A 22870-nucleotide genomic window follows, 5' to 3' on the forward strand; every position below is an offset into this window, starting at 1 on the left:
ATCTTGACGTCACTTGAGTATATACTTTGAATGTAATTTTGTTATTAAGGAATAAACAATGGCTCGTATTGGAATGGTGATTCAGGCGGTATTAGCAGCGTCGATTTTTTATTTGGGGTATACCATTTATAGCTTCACTTCTACGGTGAATACGGTGGTTGATAAGTACCCAGAGATGTTGACGGATATTTCAAATACTGCGCAGACATTAAAAATCGATCAGTGGCTTGAAGTTGCGGATAAGTTTGCCACCATTACGCCAGACGCCGTGAAAACCGCGCAAGATATCAATAAGACTATTGGCGAGGTGAACACTACGGTAGGCGAGGTCAATAAAACGGCTTCAGCGATTAATACTAATATTCCAAGTGTATTAGCTGAAGTGAAAGCAATTCGGACACAGGCGCTTCCTAGCGTTTTAGAAGAATCGGCCCAACTTCGTCAAGATGTACCGCCTATGTTAGCCAAAGTTGATGAGTTGATGGATAAAAGTGAAGATTTATCCAAACAGGCGGCACAAGGGGCAGTTAAAGGGGTGATTTTATCTCCAATAGACTTATTAAAAGATGCGGGAAGTGGTTTGAAGTCGAAAGTATCTCAATAATTATTAAGCAACGAAGAGTTTAGTGTCTCAAATTTTAGTTCTAAATCTTTGATTTATCTTTTAATACATCAATACTTAGTCAAGATGATAAAGTTAGGGGAAATAGATATGATGATCTCTAGAACAGAAAATATCTTAGATGAAAAGACGCTTTCCCTCGTTTTTGAACATATTGATACCGCGGTTCTTATTGGTAACCTTTCGCGTGAAATTGTTGCTATGAATACTGCTGCAGAGGATTTGTTTGGGTATAAACGAGAGGAGTTAATTCATTGCAACTCTCAAATTTTATATGCAAGAGAAGAGGATTATAAGCAACAAGGTAAGTATCGCTTTAATTCACAAGCTGGGCTAGTTGATGATTCTTACGTCACAACTTATCGCAATAAAGCTGGCAAAGTGTTTAGAGGTCAAACTACTGCTGGAGCGATAAAAGATAATTTGGGCAATACTTTATTTTTTGTGGTGATGGTTAAAGATGACTCTTCTCGTCTTTCTGCCGAAGAGACTTTAAACAAACTTCATATTATTACCTCATCAAGGCAATTGAGTTTTAGTCAGCGCGTATATGAAATTTTAAAACTGGGTACAGAGCATTTTGGTTTGCCCATTGGCATTTTTAGCCAAATTGTTGGTGATGAGTATGTTGTTCAGCAAGCTGTCCACCCTGAGGATGCTTTAGATTCGGGCATGAAGTTTGATCTTGGAATCACTTATTGCTGGCATGTCTATCAATCTAATGATGTGCAAGGTTTTCATCACGTATCGCAAAGTGCAATTTTTTCTCACCCCTGCTATGAAAGCTTCAAATTAGAAGCTTACTTAGGTACGCCTATTTTTGTGGATGGTGAACGCTACGGTACACTTAACTTTTCCAGTCAAGAACCCACGAGACCGTTTATACGCCAGGATTTTGAGTTGATCCGCTTGTTTGCTGAGTGGATTGGGCATGAAATTGCTCGAAATAATGACTTACTTGAGCTTGAAAATGCTCATCAGCAGATGAGAACTTTAGCGAATACCGATGCATTAACGGGGCTACCTAACCGAGGCTGTACTGAGCGAGTGATGGCTCAATATTTGAATATGTCAAAAGGAGCTGCTTCTAAAAGAAAGTTGGCGTGTGCTATTTTTGATTTTGATTACTTTAAATCGATTAATGATAATTATGGACATCATATTGGTGATGAAGTGCTTCAGTTATTTGCCCAGAGTGTGAAACAACATTGTCGAGATGATGACCACTACGGTCGCTGGGGGGGCGAAGAGTTTTTGGCAATTTTCCCTGACAAATCAGCAGCGGATGTGCTACCCATCTTACAAAGACTTAAGAAAGAGATATACGATAGACCAATGAGTGTTCAAGGGAAAGAGTTGCGACTGACGTTTAGTGTTGGTTTGACAGATTGCCAAGGAGATTCAATGGGTGAAATTTTGAAGCGTGTTGATGGGCTTTTGTATCAAGCTAAAGACAATGGACGAGATAGAATAGAAGTTGGTTAATGACCAATTATTGTGAAAAGCATTAGGAGTTTTTATGCTGAAATTGATCAAATCAATCTGGCAAAAGTGGTGTCTTGCTTTATTTGTTACGTTTGGATTAGTAGCCTGTTCAACAACGCCTTCAACGAGTACTACTTATGTTTATACCGATAGCTGGTGGCATGATGATTTCTGGTTTTATCAAGATCATGTTTATCCTGATTGTTGTCGGACTGATGGTGAATTTAAACAAGTTGTCGAGAATTGGTGGCATACCCTCGATCCTGAGAAACAAGATCAAATTAAAGATAAAATTGATGGCTGGAAAGATGGCTCAGGGCCTGATATTCCTGCGTTAAAGAAAGACTTTCAAGCCAAGTTTGATTCCTTAACACCTGAAAAACAGCAGCAAATTACCGAAAAACGAGAATCAATTCGTCAGCAAATGAGTGATTCGAACGCTGAAGTGTTGCCAGCCAATATTAACCCTTCCGATATCACTAAAGAAGATGTGATTTCTGCCGAGCAAAACTTAACGCCAGAGCAAAAGCAACAAATAAAAACCCGTTGGCAGAGTAAAGAGCGGCCCACTTTAGAACGTGCGCCAAATAAGCCTGTTACTCGACCTGCGACAAGGCCAACTACTCGACCAGCCATTCGCCCTAATATTAGAAGTGGTAATTTAGGAGGAAGAGTAGGTGGTGGAAGGTTAGGTGGCGCAAGGCCCTAGACTCAGGTCAAGTTATTACAACCTATCTTGAGGAATTCCTCGCCTTGAGAATCGATTGTTACTATTGTGTTAGCAATCACTAAATGTCTCTGTTAATGGAATCAGCAGAGTCTAAATACAGTTAGCTGTAGAGAAATAGGTTGTAGGGAAATGACACAAAAATATAAGCATATTTTAGTTGTGGATGATGATGAGGAGATCCGAGAATTACTTGATGAATATTTGAGTAAGATGGGGTTTGTTGTCTCGACAGTGAATGATGGTGATGAAATGCGTGCTTATATTGCGCAGCATGGCTATCCTGATCTACTGCTACTTGATGTCATGCTACCTGGCGAAGATGGTTTTAGCTTATGTCAGTATGTTCGTAAGCATTCTAATGTGCCTATTATTATGTTGACCGCAGTGTCGGATGAAGCCGATCAAATTGTCGGTCTGGAAATTGGGGCAGATGATTATATCGCCAAGCCGTTTAGCCCTAGGCAGCTTATGGCAAGAATTAAAGCGCTTTTACGTCGTACTCATATTGATGAACAAGCCAACCCTAGTGTGATCTCATTTGGAGATTGGAAACTAGATACGCTTTCACACACCGCTTATCACACTGAAACACAAGAAAAAATTGAATTATCAGGCAGTGATTTTTCTCTTTTGATGTTATTTCTATCTCGCCCCAATGAAGTACTCGATCGCGATACTATTTCCTATGAAATCAAAGGTCGTGAAGCCTTACCACTTGAGCGTGGAATTGATGTGCAACTAAGCCGATTACGCCAACGTTTAGGTGATACTGGTAAGCAGCACAAATACATCAAAACCATGCGAGGTAATGGCTATATTTTTACCGCGTCAGTTCACTATGGTCAGTGATTCAATCATGTATTTTCAGCCTAGGGTGGCTTAGTCGTATGCGCTATTTTTGGAAGTCTCAATCCTTAGTTGCTCGTACACTCATGTTAACGCTATTAACCGTGGTTATTGCTCAAGGTATTTCGACCGCTATTTGGTATACCAACTCTCGCCAACAAGAAGAAGCGGGAATTAAAACTACCACGGTGAGTATGGCGTCATTATTTGCCTCTACCGTTTCTTATTTTCAAGCGTTACCAGTGAACTATCGTCATGTGATCATGGAGCAGTTACGCAAAATGGGGGGTACGCGATTTTTTGTGTCCTTTAATCATGAGTATCTTGATATTCAACCTATTGCTGATAGTCGCTTAAAACAAGTCGCGATAGATTCAATGGCAAGCGCTCTTGGTGATAAGTTGAATAACGTCCGTTCAATTCATGTCGAATTCTCTAAGCCCGAACAGCTAAAGATTTTAAAAAACGATATTTATTTAAGTGATTTACCTAAATCTTGGGCGCACTATACCCTGACATTAGAACCATTAGATCCGCCGATTATGGTCGTGCAAATTGAGCTTGAGTCGGATGAATGGATCTATATTGCCGCGTTATTACCTCCGCCTTACAACACGTTAGAAGACACTATTTTACCGTCGTCTCAATGGTTGTATTTGTTCCTTTCTACTGCCTTATTACTGCTTTTTAGCTACTTTATGATCCGTCGTCAGGTGCGACCTTTACGTAATTTGGCTAGAGCGGCTAATCAAATGAGTATTGATGGTGAACAGTCGCCGTTACCAGAAGAAGGTGCCAATGAGGTAGTAACAGCAACACTGGCGTTTAATCGTATGCAGCAACGTATTCGTCATTATGTGATGGATCGAGAGCAGTTATTTTCAGCCATTTCTCATGATCTTAAAACCCCGATTACTCGCTTACGTTTAAGAGCCGAATTATTAGAAAATGACGTAAAACGGGACAAGTTTAATCAAGATCTAGATGAACTTGAAATGATGGTCAAGGGAGCACTGCAGTGTGTGCATGACACGGAATTGCATGAAAACTCTAACCTAGTCTACCTGAATGAATTATTGTTTGCGGCGGCCGAGACATACAATGTCCATCAGACAAAAGTCACCTTACCAAACGAGAGTATTGCGCCAGTATTAGGCAAGCCGTTAGCCTTAAAGCGGGTGATGACCAATCTAGTGGATAATGGCGTCAAATATGGCAATAGTCTGAATATTACCTGTAGGCAAACTCAAGATCATGTGGAGCTCAATTTTGTCGATCAAGGTTCAGGAATCCCAGAAGCGCAATTAGAATCGGTATTTGAGCCCTATGTTCGGTTGGCCAAAGATAAAGACGGGCATGGACTCGGTCTTGGTATTTGCCGCAATATTTTACATGCTCATGGCGGTACCATTCATATCCGAAATGCCCCTAATGCCGGTTTACATGTTCAAGTGATCTTGCCGTTTAATACTCAAGTCCCTCAATAACCTTCTTAATAACTTTACTTCTTTAAGTGATAAAGCTCACATGTAACATATTTGTTACAGTGGTGTTACCTTTCGTGCCGATGCTTCTACCATTCTTTACATATAGTGATGCTAAGCCAAACCACTGCTAGGCCAAGTAGGATGATTTACGGTGTTTCGGCTCTAATCCAATAATCAATAACCAAACATGGACGATGACAATGAATATAATGAAAAAAAGTCTTCTTACCCTTGCGCTGTTTTCTACATCACAACTATCTCAAGCGGGGGAGGTTGAAGTACTTCACTGGTGGACTTCTGGTGGTGAAGCGAAATCTGTCTCGGTACTTAAAGAGATGATGGAAAAAGATGGTCACTCTTGGAAAGATTTCGCAGTAGCAGGTGGCGGTGGCGAAAGTGCCATGACAGTGCTAAAAACTCGTGCCGTATCGGGTAACCCACCGGCTGCCGCGCAAATGAAAGGTCATAATATTCAAGAATGGGCAGATTTAGGTTTTTTAACCAATCTTGATGATGTAGCTAAGCAAGGTAACTGGGATGGTATTTTACCGAAAGTCGTCGCCGATACTGCGAAATATGAAGGTCACTATGTGGCAGTGCCAGTCAATGTGCACCGTGTAAACTGGTTATGGGCGAATAAAGCGATCTTTGATAAAGAAGGATTGAAAGTACCTTCGTCATGGGATGAATTTTTCAAAGTAGGCGATAAGTTAAAAGCTGACGGTATTATTCCTTTAGCCCACGGTGGTCAGCCTTGGCAAGATGCGACACTATTTGAAGCGATCGCACTTGAGAAATTAGGTAACGAAGATTACAACAAAGCATTTGTAGAGTTAGACCAAGATGTATTATCTGGCGATAAAATGGTTGAGGCCTTTACGACTTTTAAAAAGGTTCGTGACTATATCGATAGTAACTCTCCGGGACGAGATTGGAACGTTGCGACTTCAATGGTGATCAATGGTCAAGCAGCAATGCAAGTCATGGGCGACTGGGCGAAAGGCGAATTCAGCGCAGCTAATAAACAGCCGGGTACTGATTATACTTGTTCACCGACTCCTGGAACTTCTAATTCATTCACCTTTAACGTTGATAGCTTTGCTTTCTTCCAAATCAAAGATAAGGAGAATCAAAAAGCACAACAAGATTTGGCGAAAACCATCTTGTCTAAACCTTTCCAAGAAGTCTTTAACTTGAACAAGGGTTCGATTCCCGTTCGCCTAGATATGGATATGTCAAAGTTTGATCAATGTGCCTTGGATTCGATGGAGGCATTTAAAGCAACTGCAGATACCGGTGGTTTAGTTCCAAGTATGGCACATGGTATGTCAACAACCAGTTATGTACAGGGTGCGATGTTTGATGTGATCACCAACTTCTTTAATGATAACGATGCCGATCCAAAAACGGCAGCAGAGAAATTGGCTAAAGCGGTTAAAGCTGCCCAATAACTTTTCTTAATTTAAATCTCACTGAACTTAGGCTGCGTGTGTACTCACGTAGCCTAGATAACCTTTACCTAAAATTTATTCAATTAAGTTTCAGGTATAGATGTAAACAAAGGATCGGTTATGGACAACGCTTTCGATTCCACTAAGCATCAGCCTCACGAAAGGGATGGTGCTCAATCTGGCTCAGCCATGCCAACTCGGCGAACGGCACCAAAACTTAAACTAGTCGATAGGCTGCAACATTGGCTGCCTAAAATTGTATTAGCTCCTACCTTAGTCATCACCGTAGTGTGCATTTATGGCTACATAATTTGGACCGGAGCTTTATCACTCACTAATTCTCGCTTTTTGCCGAGTTTTAATTTCACTGGCTTTGGTCAATATGCCAAGTTGATGGAAAACGACCGCTGGATTACCTCGATCACTAATCTAGGCATTTTCGGGCTGTTATTTCTGGCGATTGTGATTGTACTAGGGGTAGGGTTGGCGATTTTTCTGGATCAAAATATCCGTAATGAAGGGGTGATCCGCAGTATTTATCTCTATCCAATGGCGCTGTCATTTATTGTCACTGGTACGGCTTGGAAATGGATATTAAATCCCGGGCTTGGTATTGAAAAAATGGTACGAGATTGGGGCTTTACGGACTTCAAATTCGATTGGATTGTGGATTCGGATATGGTGGTTTACACCTTAGTTATTGCTGCCGTTTGGCAATCGTCAGGATTTGTGATGGCGATGTTCCTAGCAGGGCTTCGTGGTATTGACTCTTCAATTATTAAAGCTGCGCAAATTGATGGTGCGAGTCTGCCTCGTATTTACTGGAGCATAGTGATGCCATGCTTACGCCCGGTATTTTTTAGTGCGGTGATCATTACTTCACATATTGCGATAAAAAGCTTCGATTTGGTGACTGCGCTGACCGCAGGTGGGCCTGGTTATTCTTCTGATTTACCTGCGTTATTTATGTATGCCTATTCGTTTACCCGTGGTCAAACCGCATTAGGTTCGGCGAGTGCCATGATGATGTTAGCTGGGATATTAGCGATTTTAGTGCCGTACTTGTATTCAGAGTTAAGGGAGAAAAAATCATGATGGCCCAAAATCTGAAACTTCAAAAGCGAAAGCCTCAGCCTAATAAAGCAAATTATTTTAATTCCAAGCGAGTCGGGCGTATTGCGATATACAGTTTGCTGATTTTTTTCTGTGTGCTGTATTTGATGCCATTGTTTGTCATGGTGATTACCTCATTTAAAAGCTTGGGTGATATCCGTACCGGTAACTTAATGTCTTTGCCGACAGAATGGGTATTGGATGCTTGGCATAAAGCTTGGTCGACATCTTGTACTGGCGTGAAATGTGAAGGGATCAAAAGTTATTTCTGGAACTCCTTTCAAATGGTGATTCCAGCAGTAGCAATTTCAACACTGATGGGGGCCTTTAATGGTTATGTGATCAGCAAATGGCAGTTCAGAGGTTCTAACCTACTGTTTAGCTTATTACTCTTTGGTTGCTTTATTCCTTTCCAAGTAGTGTTACTGCCGATGGCGGCGACCTTGGGGTACTTTGGATTAGCGAATACCACAACGGGATTAGTGATCGTGCATGTTATTTATGGGCTGGCATTTACCACGCTATTTTTCCGAAACTTTTATATTGGAGTCCCTGATGAATTGGTTAAAGCCGCTAAGTTAGATGGTGCTGGGTTCTTTACTATCTTCTTCCGTATCATGTTGCCACTTTCTACTCCTATCATCATGGTGACCGTGATCTGGCAATTTACTTCAATTTGGAATGACTTCTTGTTTGGTGTGGTGTATTCCGGTTCGGAAACTCAGCCGATTACCGTGGCGCTTAATAACTTAGTCAATACCAGCACCGGCGTTAAAGAATATAACGTCGATATGGCTGCCGCCATTATAGCTGCATTGCCAACCTTGTTGGTCTATGTCGTGGCAGGGAAGTATTTCGTGAGAGGGTTGACTGCTGGCTCCGTTAAAGGATAGCGGAAACACAAAGCCTCAAACAACGCCAATTTAGCTTAAAAGGAAAAGAATAATGGCTGCTTTAGAACTAAATCAAATTCGTAAAACCTACCGCAATGCGGACAATGAAACGCTGAAAGGGATTAACATTCAAATTGAATCTGGTGAGTTTCTGATCTTGGTTGGTCCTTCGGGTTGTGGTAAGTCAACCTTAATGAATACTATCGCTGGACTGGAATCAATAAGTTCTGGTGAGATTGTGATCGATGGTGTGGATGTCTCGAATGTCGAACCAAAAGATCGTGATATTGCGATGGTGTTTCAATCTTATGCTTTGTACCCAAATATGACGGTGCGCGGCAATATCGCATTTGGTTTGAAGATCCGTAAGATGCCACAAATCAAAATCGATGCGGAAGTCAATCGAGTAGCGGAAATGCTGCAAATCGATCATTTACTTGATAGAAAACCAGCGCAACTTTCTGGTGGTCAGCGTCAGCGTGTTGCGATGGGTCGCGCATTGGCACGCCAACCTAAGTTGTATTTATTTGATGAGCCACTTTCTAACTTAGATGCGAAATTACGAGTAGAAATGCGCACACAAATTAAACGTTTACACCAACAGTTAAATACCACCATCGTGTACGTTACCCATGATCAAATTGAGGCAATGACATTAGCCGATCGTATCGCGGTAATGAAAGATGGCGAATTACAGCAATTAGGTACGCCGAAAGAAATTTATAATCAACCCAATAATATGTTTGTGGCTGGCTTTATGGGCTCGCCATCAATGAATTTTATTAAAGCTCGAGTGGATTTAGACTCGGATGATAAACCACAAGGTGAGATTTGGACTGCAGATGGTAAAGCCCATAAAATCAATCTACCGGATCGTTTACGTAAGTTTGATGGAGAGACAGTGATTATCGGTCTGCGACCTGAATACATCACAGAACAACCGAGTGAAGAAGAGCGCACCTTTACCGAAATCCCGATGCAAATTGATGTATTAGAACCTACAGGTCCGGATACCATCGCGATTATTGAAATCAATCAAGAGCATGTCGCTTGTCGTCTATCGGCAGAGTTTGATGCCAAAGTAGGTGAAACAGTGCCGCTGTATTTTGATTTATCAAGTGCGGTCTTTTTTGATGTACGAACAGAGATGCGAATTTGATTAATCCTCCAAACCATCATAGCGGTAACTTATCGCTTTAACGTGTCAATCGTTGCGATGTTTTTGACCAGTTAATTCAAAAATAATCGCAACTCCCTTGAAAAAGAATTGAATGACCCCATCTCTGAAACGTGATCATTCTCTGCTATGAATAAAAAATCATAGAATGAGCACGTGAGAATTTAGGACTTGACTCGACAGGCTCTGTTCATGCCGCTAGAATGGCGCGTCTGAATTTTATCCTGAGACTAATAGGAGAGGCCTTTTTCTTTGTTTTTCATTATCGATACTATCTTTAATAAAAATGAAGAAGGTTTCACTCATTAGTTCAATCATCGGTTTAATTGTGTTTACTTTAATCGTATTTACATAGTTACGTTGGTTGATGCTCACCATTTTTATGTGTCCAAATTGGGCACAACACAAGGAATGAGGCGAACACTTATCCAAAGGGTAGGTCTAGCTCATATGCTCATAATTACTGAGCCAGTTTTGAGGTTTATAAATAATGCAAGCTACTGTTGAAACTCTAGAAGGCCTAGAACGCCGTCTTACTATTACTGTTCCTGCTGCTAACATCGAAGATGCAGTAACAGCTGAATTGCGCAATATCGCGAAAAACCGTCGTTTCGATGGTTTCCGTAAAGGTAAAGTACCGATGAAGATGGTTGCACAAATGTACGGCAAAGCAGTACGTCAAGACGTGATGGGTGAAGTGATGCAGCGTCATTTCATCGAAACAATCGTTAAAGAAAAAATCAACCCAGCGGGCGCACCAACATTCGCTCCAGTTGAAACTGAAGAAGGCAAAGATCTTGTTTTCAACGCAACTTTTGAAGTTTACCCAGAAGTTGAATTGAAAGGTCTTGAAAACATCACTGTTGAGAAACCAGCAGTAGAAGTAAAAGATGAAGATGTCGCTGAAATGCTTGAAACACTTCGCAAGCAACAGTCTACTTGGGCTGAAGTTGAAGAAGCTGTAAGCGCTGATAGCCGTGCAACAATCGATTTTGTAGGTTTCATCGACGGTGAAGAATTCGAAGGCGGTAAAGCAGAAGCATTCCCTCTAGAAATGGGCCAAGGTCGCATGATCCCTGGCTTTGAAGACGGAATCCTAGGTAAGAAAGCGGGTGAAGAGTTCTCTATCGATGTAAACTTCCCTGAAGATTACCACGCTGAAAACCTAAAAGGTAAAGCAGCTAAGTTCGACATCAAACTAAGCAAAGTTGAAACTCGTGAGCTTCCTGAGCTAACTGATGAGTTCGTTGCTAAGTTTGGCGTAAACGAAGGTGGTGTTGAAGCACTGAAAACTGAAGTACGTAAAAACATGGAACGTGAGCTTAAGCAAGCGGTTAAAGGCCGTATTAAAGAGCAAGCGATCAATGGTCTTGTTGAACAAAACGAGATGGATGTACCTTCTGCACTTATCGACCAAGAAATCGAAGTTCTACGTCAACAAGCTGCTCAACGTTTCGGTGGCAACCCTGAAGCAGCCGCTCAGCTTCCACGTGAACTATTTGAAGAGCAAGCAGCTCGTCGCGTAAAAGTTGGTCTACTTCTAGGTGAAGTAATCAAGTCTGAAGAGCTAAAAGCTGACGACGATCGCGTTAAAGCGCTAATCGAAGAAATGGCGACAGCTTATGAAGATCCATCAGAAGTGATCGCATACTACGAGCAAAACGAGCAGATGATGAACAACATCCGCAACGTAGCACTAGAAGATCAAGCTATTGATGCAATCATTGCTAAAGCAAAAGTTTCTGATAAAGAAGTGAGCTTCAATGAGTTAATGAACCAGCAACAACCTGCGTAATCACTCAATTTATTAAGTGAAATCAGGTTTCGCTGAGTAGAAGAGTTGACAGCTTTTCGGCTCTTCTGCTAACAATGGCTCGATATGGCACTCTAAAGTTTAGAGAGGTTCATTCGGGCCATTTTATTTTTTAGCTTATTAGGCTATTTATTTTGGTCTACCGATTATTTATTTTGTCTTACAGACCATTTATTGAGGTTTTCAAACTATCTAAATGGTATTGGTAAGCATCTAGGTTTATGATTAACTCAGTTTTGTTTATTATCTATTAGTAATCAATCATATTGGTAAACCTATCTACTACAGGGAAAGCGAAAATGAGCTACCAAGAAAATAATACAATGTCTCCAATTGTTGATGCGCTTGTGCCAATGGTGGTAGAGCAAACTTCTCGTGGTGAGCGTTCTTACGATATCTATTCTCGCCTACTAAAAGAACGTATTATATTTTTAACAGGGCAAGTTGAAGATCACATGGCAAACCTTGTGGTTGCTCAATTATTATTTTTAGAATCTGAAAGCCCAGATAAAGATATTTTCTTATACATCAACTCTCCAGGTGGTTCTGTGACTGCAGGGATGTCGATTTACGATACGATGCAATTTATTAAGCCAAATGTAAGTACGGTATGTATGGGGCAAGCTTGCTCTATGGGGGCGTTCTTACTTGCTGGTGGCGAAAAAGGTAAGCGTTTCTGCCTGCCGAATTCTCGTGTGATGATTCACCAACCATTAGGTGGTTTCCAAGGTCAGGCTTCTGATATTCAAATTCATGCGCAAGAAATTCTAACGATTAAACAACGTTTGAATAATCTATTAGCAGAACATACAGGCCAACCGTTAGACATCATTGAGCGTGATACTGACCGTGATAATTTCATGTCGGCTCAGCAATCAGTAGATTACGGCTTGGTTGATGCTGTATTGGAAAAACGTCCAGCATAAATGAACAATCCTCACTTTATTGAATGAAAGAACGCAGCAATAAATACGGTCTTGTTCACTAAATAGAGTGAGGTTTATTGGTCTCAACCTAGTACATTGTCTTTTATCAATAGGGCATTGTGAGTCAAATTGTTGTAGACTGAACAGAAGAATTAAAGGCTAAGAGGTTAGCGAATGACAGATAAAAGCAAAGAGGGTGGTAGTACTAAACTGCTGTATTGCTCTTTCTGCGGTAAAAGCCAGCACGAGGTTCGCAAGCTGATCGCAGGTCCTTCCGTTTACGTATGTGATGAATGTGTCGATTTATGTAACGACATCATACGTGAAGAAGTGAAAGACGTAGTTCCAAAGAAAGAGTCGGAAGCGCTTCCGACACCTAAAGAAATTCGTGCACACTTAGATGACTATGTTATCGGTCAAGATTATGCCAAGAAAGTGCTGTCTGTTGCGGTTTACAACCACTATAAGCGTTTGCGTAATGGTGATAAAACCAAAGACGGTGTTGAGCTAGGTAAAAGTAATATTTTGCTTATCGGTCCAACCGGTAGTGGTAAAACTTTGTTAGCTGAGACTTTAGCGCGTTTTCTTGATGTACCGTTCACTATGGCAGATGCTACTACGTTAACCGAAGCAGGTTACGTGGGTGAAGATGTAGAAAACATCATTCAAAAACTGCTGCAAAAATGTGATTACGATGTTGCGAAAGCGGAACGTGGTATCGTGTATATCGATGAGATTGATAAAATTTCTCGTAAAGCGGAAAACCCGTCGATCACTCGTGATGTATCGGGCGAAGGTGTGCAGCAAGCATTACTAAAACTGGTTGAAGGTACGGTTGCATCGGTTCCACCACAAGGTGGCCGCAAGCATCCTCAACAAGAGTTTTTACAAGTTGATACGTCTAAGATCTTATTTATCTGTGGTGGCGCATTTGCTGGCCTAGATAAAGTGATTGAGCAGCGTGTTGCTGTTGGAACTGGTATTGGTTTCGGTGCGGAAGTACGCAGTAAAGATGAAGCAAAAAGTGCAGGTGAGCTATTCAAACAAGTTGAACCAGAAGATTTGGTGAAATATGGTTTGATCCCTGAGTTTATTGGTCGTCTACCAGTAACTACTACCTTGACAGAGCTTGATGAAGAAGCTTTGATTCAGATCCTTTGTGAACCGAAAAATGCACTGACTAAACAATATGGTGCTTTGTTCGATTTAGAAGGTGCTGAGCTTGAGTTCCGTGAAGATGCGCTTCAAGCGATTGCTAAAAAAGCAATGGAGCGTAAAACAGGTGCTCGTGGTCTGCGTTCAATTCTTGAGTCTGTTCTGCTTGAAACCATGTATGAGTTACCTTCCAATAAAGAGGTGACGAAAGTGGTGATTGATGAATCTGTAATCAAAGGCGAATCTGAGCCGTTATTGATTTATCAAAATGCTGAAAATCAGCTCGCTAGCTCTGAATAATTCGAGTTATCATCAAAATATGAATTTAAAGGAGGCTTTATGCCTCCTTTTTGTATTTTGTTATTGAAACTAGCAAGATAGCCCCCATATACTTTTCAATGAATGTGCAAACGGAATAGAGAGAATAATATGAACTTGGAGCGTTCCGAGCGTATCGAGATTCCCGTATTACCCCTACGTGATGTTGTGGTTTACCCACACATGGTCATTCCACTTTTTGTTGGCCGTGAAAAGTCGATTCAATGTTTAGAAACCGCAATGGATACTAATAAACAAGTTTTATTGGTGGCTCAAAAAGATGCGGAAACCGATGAACCCAACATCGATGACTTATTTTCTACAGGGACAGTTGCCACTATTTTGCAGTTGTTAAAACTGCCAGATGGTACGGTAAAAGTATTGGTTGAAGGGCAGCAGCGTGCCAAAGTGCATGCTTTTTCTAATGAAGAATTCTTCACTGCCGATGCTGAGTATTTAGCAACCCCTGAAATTGATGAGCGTGAACAAGAAGTTATTGTTCGTAGTGCGATTAATCAGTTTGAAGGCTTTATCAAGCTAAATAAAAAGATTCCACCAGAAGTACTGACTTCGCTTAATGGTATTGATGAAGCTGCGCGCCTTGCAGACACCATCGCCGCTCATATGCCATTAAAACTCAATGATAAGCAACGTGTGCTTGAAATCATCGATGTTGTTGAACGCCTAGAGTTTTTAATGGGCATGATGGAGTCGGAAATTGACTTATTACAAGTTGAAAAACGTATCCGTGGCCGTGTTAAAAAGCAGATGGAAAAATCTCAACGCGAGTACTATTTGAATGAGCAAATGAAAGCGATTCAAAAAGAACTTGGCGACATGGATGATGCTCCAGATGAATTCGAAGCTCTGCAAAAGAAAATCGAAGACGCGAAAATGCCAAAAGAAGCTCGTGAGAAAACCGAGCAAGAGTTACAAAAGCTGAAGATGATGTCGCCAATGTCGGCAGAAGCAACCGTGGTTCGGGGCTATATCGATTGGATGGTTGGCGTACCTTGGGCTAAACGCTCTAAAGTGAAAAAGAATTTAGCGAAAGCTGAAGAAGTCCTTAATGAAGACCACTATGGTTTAGAGCGTGTGAAAGAACGCATTCTTGAGTACTTAGCGGTGCAAAACCGTATTAACAAGCTTAAAGGGCCGATTCTGTGCCTCGTTGGGCCTCCAGGTGTAGGTAAAACCTCCCTTGGTCGCTCAATTGCTGCCGCAACGGGTCGTAAATATACTCGTATGGCGCTTGGTGGCGTGCGTGATGAAGCGGAAATTCGCGGTCACCGTCGTACGTATATCGGCTCGATGCCAGGGAAATTAATCCAAAAAATGTCGAAAGTGGGAGTGAAAAACCCACTATTTCTATTGGATGAGATCGATAAAATGGCGTCAGATATGCGTGGTGATCCATCATCAGCATTGTTAGAAGTACTTGATCCTGAGCAGAACAACTCATTTAATGATCATTATTTAGAAGTAGATTTCGATTTGTCTGATGTGATGTTTGTTGCGACGTCGAACTCCATGAACATTCCTGGTCCATTATTGGATCGAATGGAAGTGATTCGTTTGTCGGGCTACACCGAAGATGAAAAGCTTAATATTGCTAAACGCCACTTAGTGGATAAGCAAATTGAACGTAATGGTTTGAAGCCTCACGAGATTGTGATCGAAGACTCAGCGATCATCGGTATTATTCGCTATTACACGCGTGAAGCTGGCGTACGCAGCCTTGAGCGTGAAATCTCGAAGATATGCCGTAAAGCGGTTAAAAATATCTTATTGGACAGCGAACTGAAATCCGTGACAGTTACTATGGATAACTTGAAAGAGTATCTAGGTGTGCAACGTTGTGATTATGGTAAAGCCGAAGAAAGTAACCGTATTGGCCAAGTAACAGGCCTTGCTTGGACTGAAGTAGGCGGTGATTTACTGACAATTGAAACACAATCCATGATAGGTAAAGGTAAATTAACTTATACCGGTTCACTGGGGGATGTGATGCAAGAGTCTATTCAGGCCGCCATGACGGTAGTTCGCTCTCGTGCAGAAAAGTTAGGTATTAACCCTGATTTTTACGAAAAACGTGATATTCATGTCCATGTACCAGAAGGTGCGACTCCAAAAGATGGTCCAAGTGCCGGTATCGCAATGTGCACTGCTTTAGTCTCGAGTTTAACTGGTAATCCGGTACGTGCTGATGTCGCGATGACAGGCGAAATTACTCTACGTGGTGAAGTACTTCCGATCGGTGGGTTGAAAGAAAAACTGTTAGCGGCACACCGTGGTGGGATCAAAACGATCATTATTCCAAAAGAAAATGAACGTGATTTGGAAGATATTCCAGCCAATGTTATTGGTGACTTAAATGTTCGACCAGTACAGTGGTTAGATGAAGTATTACCATTAGCACTAGAGAATGACCCTACAGGTTGTGTGATTGAAGTCACAAACTAGTGATATTCAACAAATTTAGTTAAAAGATTGACGCTGACGAGGCAGAAAATACTTGTCAGCGTTTTTTTTCAAGGCTAAGTTAAGTTTCGATAGACCTGAGCCAAGGGTTATTAGGGCGTAAGCCTTTTAAAAGCTGATTAAATAAAGGCCAGTCTAATTTTTTATCTTTACTACAACGACAATTTTTATTGGAACGATTGCTATTAATGCTTATGTTATTAGTAGCTAAAAGGGGAACAACAAGTGAATAAAACTCAACTAGTAGAAAAAATTGCAGGCGACGCAGATATCTCTAAAGCAGCAGCAGGCCGTGCACTAGATGCATTTATCGAAACAGTAACTGAAACATTAAAATCAGAAGACCAAGTTGCCCTAGTTGGCTTTGGTACTTTTAGCGTTCGTACTCGTGCAGCTCGCACAGGTCGTAACCCTAAAACTGGTGATGTAATCCAAATTGCTGAAGCAAAAGTACCAGCATTCAAAGCAGGCAAAGCACTAAAAGACGCGTGTAACTAATTTTTCCCAATAAGTATTTTCCCTTTTTGGCGAAAATTCTTGAGGTTTTTACGTCTAACCTCAATCTTTGTTTATCAAAAAGCGCATCTTACTGGTGCGCTTTTCTTTTTCTGATATCATCGACACATATTTTTATTCTATCAAGCATAGAGTCGTAAGACGCTGTAATTGGTAACCGACAGTATTTAGAGAGCAGTCAGATTATGATGGATCGACTACGCGAAGGCGTAAATGGTATAGCAGTTAAAATTATACTTGTTTTAATTATCCTTTCTTTTGTATTTGCTGGTGTGGGCAGCTACTTAGTTGGTGGTGGTAGCACTACTGCTGCAAAGGTTGGCAACACTACTATCGACCGTGGTGCATTTGAGCAAGCGTATCAAAATGAACGCAATCGCATGCAATCACAAATGGGAGATTATTTCTCTACTTTGATGGGTGATCAGCAATACGTACAAACTTTCCGCAAAAGTGTGCTTGATCGTATGATCAACGATGTACTGCTTGAGCAATATGCGGAGTCTTTAGGCTTACGTGTCAGTGATGATCAAGTTAGCCAATTGATTCTTACCATGCCTCAATTTCAAACCAATGGTAAATTTGACCAAGATATCTATGCTGCTACGTTGCGTCGCGCAGGTTTTAGTGCCGATAGCTTTGCTGAATATTTACGTAAAGACTTATTGAAAAACCAAGTGATATCAGCCGTTCAAAACAGTGAATTTACATTGGACAATGAAGTTGAACAGCAGTCACAACTACTCACTCAAACACGTGATGTTCAAACTATTACTCTTAATGTCAGTGATTTTTCTAATAAAGCACAAGTGACCGATGAAGAACTGCAATCGTACTATAAAACGCATTCAGAGAATTTCGAGCGTCCTGAGCAGATGAAAGTAGCTTATGTTGAGCTTTCTGCAGAGCAGTTGAAAAAATCAATTCAAGTGACTGATGAAGACGCTCAAGCTTACTACCAAGAACACTTAGATAAGTATTCAACCAAAGAGCAACGCAAAGTGCGCCACATCTTGATTAAAGATGATGAAGCAAAGGCTGACGAAATCTTAGCTAAATTGAAAGCGGGTGAAGATTTTGCAACCGTTGCGAAAGAAAGCTCTGAAGATGTTGGTAGTGCCAAGCAAGGTGGCGATTTAGGATGGATTGAAAAAGGTGTGATGGATCCAGCATTTGAAGAAGCCGCTTTTGCCTTAACAACAAAAGGTGATATTTCAAACGTTGTGAAGTCAGATTTTGGTTACCACATTATTCAATTAGAAGATGAAAATGCACCAGATGCTAAACCGTATTCAGAAGTTGCTGCTGAAATAAAATCAGAGCTGCTTGATGAAAAAGCCGTTGACCAATTTTACAAGCTTCAAACCGAGCTAGAATCGGTTGCCTTTGAGTCTCCAGATTCATTAGACGAGTCAGCGAAGGTTGTGGGTCAGAAGATCCAGACGACGGATTTTATTTCTCAAGCAGATGCGCCTGAAGTTTTAAAAGTACCTGCAGTTGCTCAAGCATTAGAAAGTGCTGATGTTAAGCAAGAAGGCATGAATTCTGAAGTGTTAGAGATTGCTCCTGAGCATGTCATTGTAGTGCGTGTTAATGAAGTACGTGGTGAAACATTATTGCCTCTTGAAGAAGTAAAAGATCAAGTGAACGCGCACTTACTTGCCACTAAAGGCGAACAAAATGCTCTTGATTTAGCCTCTAAAGTGGTGGCATCACTACAAAAAGGTGATGATAGCGTGTTAGTGGATAACCAACTAAGCTTTGCTGATGAGCAGAATATCGACCGTCGTTCTCCGTTAGCACAAAACGTATTTGCTCTGCCGCACCCTAAAGATGGCTCAGCGACATACGGTCAAACTAAAGATGAGCAAGGTAATATCGTTATTGTTAAGCTGAATAAAGTCACAACAGGTGGCGATGCTCAATTTGAGCAACAAATTAGCTCTCAGTTACTGCGTATGAATAACCAACAAGATCTAGAAGTGATCTTAAATTCATTGCGTCAATCAACATCGGTGGAATACCACGGTCTTGAAGGATAATAATCGATATTGATTAATAATCGTGTAATACATGTAAAGGTTACCTTAGGGTAGCCTTTTTATTGATTATTGAAGTTTATGGTTCACTGAAATGTGTAACTAATATGTTTATGAGTAGCCAGCAACTTAGTGATGGCTCTCATGTCCATTTTTAAGACAAATCGACATACTATTTTCATTTAATCTTTTCTTTTTAGTGCTCGAAAAGGAGAGAACAAATGATGTTATTACGTTTATGTCTTGTTATGTTGCTGTCGGTTGGTGGTTTATCCAATATAGCTTTTGCGAATACGGAAGTGTCTCATGATGGCATTGAGATCACTGTCAATATCAATACCGCTAGTGCAGAAGAAATTGCTACTATGCTAAATGGAATTGGCGAGAAAAAGGCACAAGATATTGTGGAATACCGTAAAGCCAATGGCGATTTCAAATCACTTGATGAGTTAACACAAGTAAAAGGGATCGGAGAGACCATTTTAGAGAAGAATAAACAACGAATCTTACTCTAGTATTCTTACGGCTTTAAAAGTGCCGTCTAATTAGATTACTACTATTTGGAATTGTGAGATCAAGAGCCTTTCGCTGCGCTGTGAGGCTCTTTTATCTATTAGTGCCTACTTGCGTCGGTTTGACGATAATAGCAAGCACCGCCCCGGATATTGCGCCAAATAGGTGTGCATCAATGGCAACTTTAGCACCAATTAATGCTTCACTACCCGTTGCTGAGCCGAACCATTGCTCCCAGAGGATTTTTGCAGTTAAACCCGTTAACAGCAGCGCGTTGCTTTTACGACCTAACCGATATTCGACAAGTGCATAAAATGCAAATAAGCCGTGCAATACACCAGATAAACCAACGTATATTTGCATTGAGGTAAACAGAAGTAGGCTGCCTACGCTAAGGCACAACCCGGTAAATACCAATAAAAATTGTCGTGCTTCGAGGTTAGCACGAAAAATGAAGCTGATAACCCATAAGCCAGCGACATTCATCGCGAGATGATAGAGATTGGTATGGGTTAAGTTTCCTGTTACGATCCGCCACCATTGACCCGTCATAATGGCGTTATGATTCCATTGCATCCACTCTTGTAGACTAGGTATTTGGGATAGACCCATTAGTGCGCTAATGCTGAAAAGTAAAAGGATCGCTCTCATTCCCATGTCTCGATATTGTTTACAATGCGGAAAGGCTAATAATGCCTGTATTTGTGATTGGATTAAACCAATAGATTGCTCGGTACGAGTGGTAATCTTGCAGCATCCCAGTGAATCTAAGAGGCCAATGGGTACAGCAAAAATACTGCAATTAAGTTTGAGTCGGTGTGATATCTGGGTTGGTGAAGATTTTTCTCAACATCCAGAGTTAAGTGCCTTACTACAAGATGATCAAACGGAGTCGCTTATTTTATACCCAAGTGAAAATAGTCAACCACTGAGCAGTGTAGCTCTGAAATACGATCAGCTCGCGACCGAGAATAAACACTTATGTTTGATCTTACTGGATGGCACTTGGAAAAAAGCTTATAAGATGTGGCAAATGTCGAGTAACTTACATTCATTGTCGTGTGTGGCGTTACCGAGTCACTTGCAAGGTAATTACCGTATCAGAAAGGCCCCCACAGAACAGCACCTTTCTACTGTTGAGGCTGGTTTTCATGCATTATCAACGATTGAGCCTCAAGTCGATTTCTCACCATTACTTACCGCATTTACCAATATGGTCGACTTTCAGATATCCCAAATGCCAGAAGGGATCTTTGAGCGTAATTACAACACTTAGCCCATAACTTTTAGTGACATCAATTAAAAGGACACATGAGCAGAGAATAACTGTTGATGAACTTTTTGTGCATAGCCATCGGTCATGGCTGAAATATAATCGGCTAAAATTCGGGTTCCACCTTGATGATCTTGTTCCGCTTCTTGCCATTTTTGTTTGGTTGCTTCTGGCAATAAACGCATAGGGTCGGCATTGAGAGCTTCGAATATATCCATGATGATTTGTTGACCTTTATATTCAAATTGCTGGACTTCTGGAACATGAATTACATATTGGTTTACAAAGCTTTTAAACACGTCTAAAGCGTAAGCCATCGGCGCGTCTAAATAGGCATTAATATTCAATAATGGCTCATCAAAAGCGGTTTCTGAATAAACCGGTTTTAGCGAGATACTCGTAAGCAGTGCATTAACAATGCCACCAATTGCATCTTTACGTTCATGATGTTTGCCTGAAAATAGTTTATCACTGAGGGCGTTGATGTTTTTTTCAAACCATTCATCATCGCACTCTGCGAGCTTACTCGCTGCACCTTCTTGCCACTGTTTACGATTAACCATGTTCAGAACGATGGCATCCTCTAGATCATGGACGCCATACGCGATGTCATCGGCTAACTCCATAATAGAGCAATCTAATGATTTAAAACGCGTTTTGTAATGGCTATATGGACTAGACTCAGGTTGGCTACGCTTGGTGCTTAATAACACTTTGTCATGTTCAGATAATGGCTTGAGCACCCAATCTAAAAATGGGCTATCGATATCATAGATGCCTTTTGCAGGTAACCAATCTTGAGCTTTAAGTTGCCTTGGGGTTGCCACATCTTTTGGTCGGTGATTGCTTTGTACTTGGCTTATCAGCGCAGGGTACTTCAATAACCCGAGTAGCGTTCGCCTAGCTAAGTTCATACCGTGATGTTCAGTGTATGGCTCTAATTGAGTCATAATACGGAAGGTTTGTGCATTACCTTCAAAACCACCGTGATTACGCAGCATATAATTGAGTGCTACTTCGCCACCATGACCAAAAGGTGGATGGCCGATATCATGCGCCAAACATAAGGTTTCAATTAAGCTTGCCGGAGGTAGTAAGTCATTATATTCAGGCTGCTTTTGTTTAACCTGTTCGAGAATACCACTGCCAATTTGTGATACTTCAAGTGAGTGAGTTAAGCGAGTGCGGTAAAAATCATTTAAGCCAGTACCATGGACTTGAGTTTTTGCCTGTAGGCGACGAAATGCTGCCGAGTGTAATACTCGAGCACGATCTCGCTGGTAAACATCACGGTGATCATTACGTCTTAATTTTTGTTCATTATTGTTGCGAGCTTGCCATTCATCCTGACTAATAGGAGCAATACCATTGGTCGCTTTTTTTGAATTATCATCCATGATGTTAACCTTATTTAACTGATTTCATCGAGCGTAAGTTGAAAACTCGGAGCAAACACATCCAAGAAGTAACGCATCTCTGGAGTTTCACGCTCTTTTAATGTGGTTTCTAAACGGCTTTTGGCAAGCTCATATTCATGGTTGCCTGCCGACAGTTCTTCCAAACATTTTAAATAAGCACATAAGCTATCAGCTTGTTTTACCATAGCTTTATCGCTTTCATCAATTTCTTCACTCATTAAGAATGGGGCAAAATCTTGTTGAAACTCTTCCGGTAACATAGAGACCAGTTTTTTCTCTGCAGCGAGCTCAATTTTTTTGTATTCGTTAGCAATCGCCGGGTTGTAGTATTTGACCGGAGTTGGCAGGTCTCCGGTGAGTACCTCACTGGTATCGTGATACATACCGAGCAATGCAATTCGCTCAGGGTTTACGTTGCCCCCAAACTTTTTATTTTTAATGATGGCTAAGGCATGGCCAACGAACGCCACTTGAAGGCTATGCTCTGAAATATTTTCTGCTGAAATGGAGCGCATTAAAGGCCAACGTTGAATCAGTTTCATACGGGCAAGGTGAGCGAAAAAATGGCTAGGTTGAGGTGTGGTCATGAGATACCTCCGAGAATAATGATTAAA

Annotated in this window: 20 protein-coding genes; 17 read left to right on the top strand and 3 right to left on the bottom strand. The window is 41.1% G+C overall.

Annotated elements, in window-relative coordinates; all coding sequences use genetic code 11:
• The first annotated feature begins 58 nt into the window (after positions 1-58).
• From QQJ93_RS13845 to QQJ93_RS13920, 16 genes are all read left to right on the top strand, one after another.
• The gene (locus QQJ93_RS13845; protein ID WP_089123250.1) at positions 59-604 is read left to right on the top strand and encodes a hypothetical protein; all 546 of its coding nucleotides are present in this window, start codon (positions 59-61) and stop codon (positions 602-604) included.
• A gap of 108 nt (positions 605-712) precedes the next feature.
• On the top strand, positions 713-2107 hold the full coding sequence (locus tag QQJ93_RS13850; protein ID WP_089123249.1) for a sensor domain-containing diguanylate cyclase: 1395 nt from the start codon (positions 713-715) through the stop codon (positions 2105-2107).
• Positions 2108-2141: 34 nt separating this feature from the next.
• Complete coding sequence (locus QQJ93_RS13855; protein ID WP_089123248.1) at positions 2142-2816, top strand: hypothetical protein; 675 nt, start codon at positions 2142-2144, stop codon at positions 2814-2816.
• A 150-nt stretch (positions 2817-2966) separates the two neighbouring features.
• Positions 2967-3686, top strand: a complete 720-nt coding sequence (locus QQJ93_RS13860) for a response regulator (RefSeq protein WP_089123247.1) — start codon at positions 2967-2969, stop codon at positions 3684-3686.
• A gap of 38 nt (positions 3687-3724) precedes the next feature.
• Positions 3725-5170 (top strand): ATP-binding protein, encoded by a 1446-nt coding sequence (locus QQJ93_RS13865; protein ID WP_089123246.1) that lies wholly within the window; start codon positions 3725-3727, stop codon positions 5168-5170.
• A gap of 194 nt (positions 5171-5364) precedes the next feature.
• A complete protein-coding gene (locus QQJ93_RS13870; RefSeq protein ID WP_089123245.1) occupies positions 5365-6621 on the top strand; it encodes an ABC transporter substrate-binding protein in 1257 nt (418 codons plus the stop codon).
• A gap of 189 nt (positions 6622-6810) precedes the next feature.
• Complete coding sequence (locus tag QQJ93_RS13875) at positions 6811-7716, top strand: carbohydrate ABC transporter permease (RefSeq protein WP_089123608.1); 906 nt, start codon at positions 6811-6813, stop codon at positions 7714-7716.
• On the top strand, positions 7716-8627 hold the full coding sequence (locus tag QQJ93_RS13880) for a carbohydrate ABC transporter permease (protein ID WP_416376232.1): 912 nt from the start codon (positions 7716-7718) through the stop codon (positions 8625-8627). Before QQJ93_RS13875 ends, QQJ93_RS13880 begins: the two co-directional genes overlap by 1 nt.
• 52 nt (positions 8628-8679) lie before the next feature.
• Positions 8680-9786 (top strand): ABC transporter ATP-binding protein, encoded by a 1107-nt coding sequence (locus QQJ93_RS13885; RefSeq protein WP_089123244.1) that lies wholly within the window; start codon positions 8680-8682, stop codon positions 9784-9786.
• A 508-nt stretch (positions 9787-10294) separates the two neighbouring features.
• Complete coding sequence (gene tig, locus QQJ93_RS13890) at positions 10295-11599, top strand: trigger factor (RefSeq protein WP_089123243.1); 1305 nt, start codon at positions 10295-10297, stop codon at positions 11597-11599.
• A gap of 317 nt (positions 11600-11916) precedes the next feature.
• A complete protein-coding gene (gene clpP / locus QQJ93_RS13895) occupies positions 11917-12543 on the top strand; it encodes an ATP-dependent Clp endopeptidase proteolytic subunit ClpP (RefSeq protein ID WP_089123242.1) in 627 nt (208 codons plus the stop codon).
• Positions 12544-12717: 174 nt separating this feature from the next.
• Positions 12718-13998, top strand: a complete 1281-nt coding sequence (clpX, locus tag QQJ93_RS13900; protein WP_027697063.1) for an ATP-dependent protease ATP-binding subunit ClpX — start codon at positions 12718-12720, stop codon at positions 13996-13998.
• Positions 13999-14127: 129 nt separating this feature from the next.
• The gene (gene lon / locus QQJ93_RS13905; RefSeq protein WP_089123241.1) at positions 14128-16479 is read left to right on the top strand and encodes an endopeptidase La; all 2352 of its coding nucleotides are present in this window, start codon (positions 14128-14130) and stop codon (positions 16477-16479) included.
• A gap of 243 nt (positions 16480-16722) precedes the next feature.
• Positions 16723-16995 carry an HU family DNA-binding protein gene (locus QQJ93_RS13910; RefSeq protein ID WP_027697065.1) on the top strand — a complete coding sequence of 91 codons (273 nt, stop codon included), beginning with the start codon at positions 16723-16725 and terminating at the stop codon, positions 16993-16995.
• A 203-nt stretch (positions 16996-17198) separates the two neighbouring features.
• Positions 17199-19055, top strand: a complete 1857-nt coding sequence (gene ppiD / locus QQJ93_RS13915) for a peptidylprolyl isomerase (protein WP_089123240.1) — start codon at positions 17199-17201, stop codon at positions 19053-19055.
• A gap of 218 nt (positions 19056-19273) precedes the next feature.
• Positions 19274-19567: a ComEA family DNA-binding protein gene (locus QQJ93_RS13920; protein ID WP_089123239.1), complete on the top strand. Its 294-nt coding sequence runs from the start codon at positions 19274-19276 to the stop codon at positions 19565-19567.
• Positions 19568-19658: 91 nt separating this feature from the next.
• Here QQJ93_RS13920 and rrtA read toward each other — a convergent pair whose 3' ends face one another.
• On the bottom strand, positions 19659-20216 hold the full coding sequence (gene rrtA / locus QQJ93_RS13925; protein WP_089123606.1) for a rhombosortase: 558 nt from the start codon (positions 20214-20216) through the stop codon (positions 19659-19661).
• 4 nt (positions 20217-20220) lie between these two features.
• On the opposite strand from rrtA, the gene QQJ93_RS13930 reads away from it, so the two are divergent.
• Complete coding sequence (locus QQJ93_RS13930) at positions 20221-20841, top strand: tRNA-uridine aminocarboxypropyltransferase (protein ID WP_089123238.1); 621 nt, start codon at positions 20221-20223, stop codon at positions 20839-20841.
• Between the two features lie 23 nt (positions 20842-20864).
• Here QQJ93_RS13930 and QQJ93_RS13935 read toward each other — a convergent pair whose 3' ends face one another.
• Both QQJ93_RS13935 and yfbR read right to left on the bottom strand, forming a co-directional pair.
• Entirely contained in the window at positions 20865-22235 is a 1371-nt protein-coding gene (locus tag QQJ93_RS13935) for an anti-phage deoxyguanosine triphosphatase (protein WP_089123237.1), read from the bottom strand.
• Between the two features lie 14 nt (positions 22236-22249).
• Positions 22250-22843 carry a 5'-deoxynucleotidase gene (gene yfbR / locus QQJ93_RS13940; RefSeq protein ID WP_089123236.1) on the bottom strand — a complete coding sequence of 198 codons (594 nt, stop codon included), beginning with the start codon at positions 22841-22843 and terminating at the stop codon, positions 22250-22252.
• Positions 22844-22870: the final 27 nt, after the last annotated feature.

Source organism: Vibrio algivorus, assembly GCF_030161215.1.
In the GTDB taxonomy this organism is placed as follows: domain Bacteria; phylum Pseudomonadota; class Gammaproteobacteria; order Enterobacterales; family Vibrionaceae; genus Vibrio; species Vibrio algivorus.

Excerpts from the sequence above, each read along its gene's own strand:
- QQJ93_RS13850 (WP_089123249.1), top strand. The coding sequence starts at position 713 with ATGATGATCTCTAGAACAGAAAATATCTTAGATGAAAAGACGCTTTCC.
- clpP (WP_089123242.1), top strand. The coding sequence starts at position 11,917 with ATGAGCTACCAAGAAAATAATACAATGTCTCCAATTGTTGATGCGCTT.
- rrtA (WP_089123606.1), bottom strand. The coding sequence starts at position 20,216 with ATGAGAGCGATCCTTTTACTTTTCAGCATTAGCGCACTAATGGGTCTA.
- QQJ93_RS13865 (WP_089123246.1), top strand. The coding sequence starts at position 3,725 with ATGCGCTATTTTTGGAAGTCTCAATCCTTAGTTGCTCGTACACTCATG.
- clpX (WP_027697063.1), top strand. The coding sequence starts at position 12,718 with ATGACAGATAAAAGCAAAGAGGGTGGTAGTACTAAACTGCTGTATTGC.
- QQJ93_RS13875 (WP_089123608.1), top strand. The coding sequence starts at position 6,811 with ATGCCAACTCGGCGAACGGCACCAAAACTTAAACTAGTCGATAGGCTG.
- QQJ93_RS13870 (WP_089123245.1), top strand. The coding sequence starts at position 5,365 with ATGACAATGAATATAATGAAAAAAAGTCTTCTTACCCTTGCGCTGTTT.
- QQJ93_RS13935 (WP_089123237.1), bottom strand. The coding sequence starts at position 22,235 with ATGGATGATAATTCAAAAAAAGCGACCAATGGTATTGCTCCTATTAGT.
- QQJ93_RS13860 (WP_089123247.1), top strand. The coding sequence starts at position 2,967 with ATGACACAAAAATATAAGCATATTTTAGTTGTGGATGATGATGAGGAG.
- ppiD (WP_089123240.1), top strand. The coding sequence starts at position 17,199 with ATGATGGATCGACTACGCGAAGGCGTAAATGGTATAGCAGTTAAAATT.
- QQJ93_RS13920 (WP_089123239.1), top strand. The coding sequence starts at position 19,274 with ATGATGTTATTACGTTTATGTCTTGTTATGTTGCTGTCGGTTGGTGGT.
- QQJ93_RS13930 (WP_089123238.1), top strand. The coding sequence starts at position 20,221 with ATGTCTCGATATTGTTTACAATGCGGAAAGGCTAATAATGCCTGTATT.
- lon (WP_089123241.1), top strand. The coding sequence starts at position 14,128 with ATGAACTTGGAGCGTTCCGAGCGTATCGAGATTCCCGTATTACCCCTA.
- QQJ93_RS13845 (WP_089123250.1), top strand. The coding sequence starts at position 59 with ATGGCTCGTATTGGAATGGTGATTCAGGCGGTATTAGCAGCGTCGATT.
- tig (WP_089123243.1), top strand. The coding sequence starts at position 10,295 with ATGCAAGCTACTGTTGAAACTCTAGAAGGCCTAGAACGCCGTCTTACT.
- QQJ93_RS13880 (WP_416376232.1), top strand. The coding sequence starts at position 7,716 with ATGGCCCAAAATCTGAAACTTCAAAAGCGAAAGCCTCAGCCTAATAAA.
- QQJ93_RS13855 (WP_089123248.1), top strand. The coding sequence starts at position 2,142 with ATGCTGAAATTGATCAAATCAATCTGGCAAAAGTGGTGTCTTGCTTTA.
- QQJ93_RS13885 (WP_089123244.1), top strand. The coding sequence starts at position 8,680 with ATGGCTGCTTTAGAACTAAATCAAATTCGTAAAACCTACCGCAATGCG.
- yfbR (WP_089123236.1), bottom strand. The coding sequence starts at position 22,843 with ATGACCACACCTCAACCTAGCCATTTTTTCGCTCACCTTGCCCGTATG.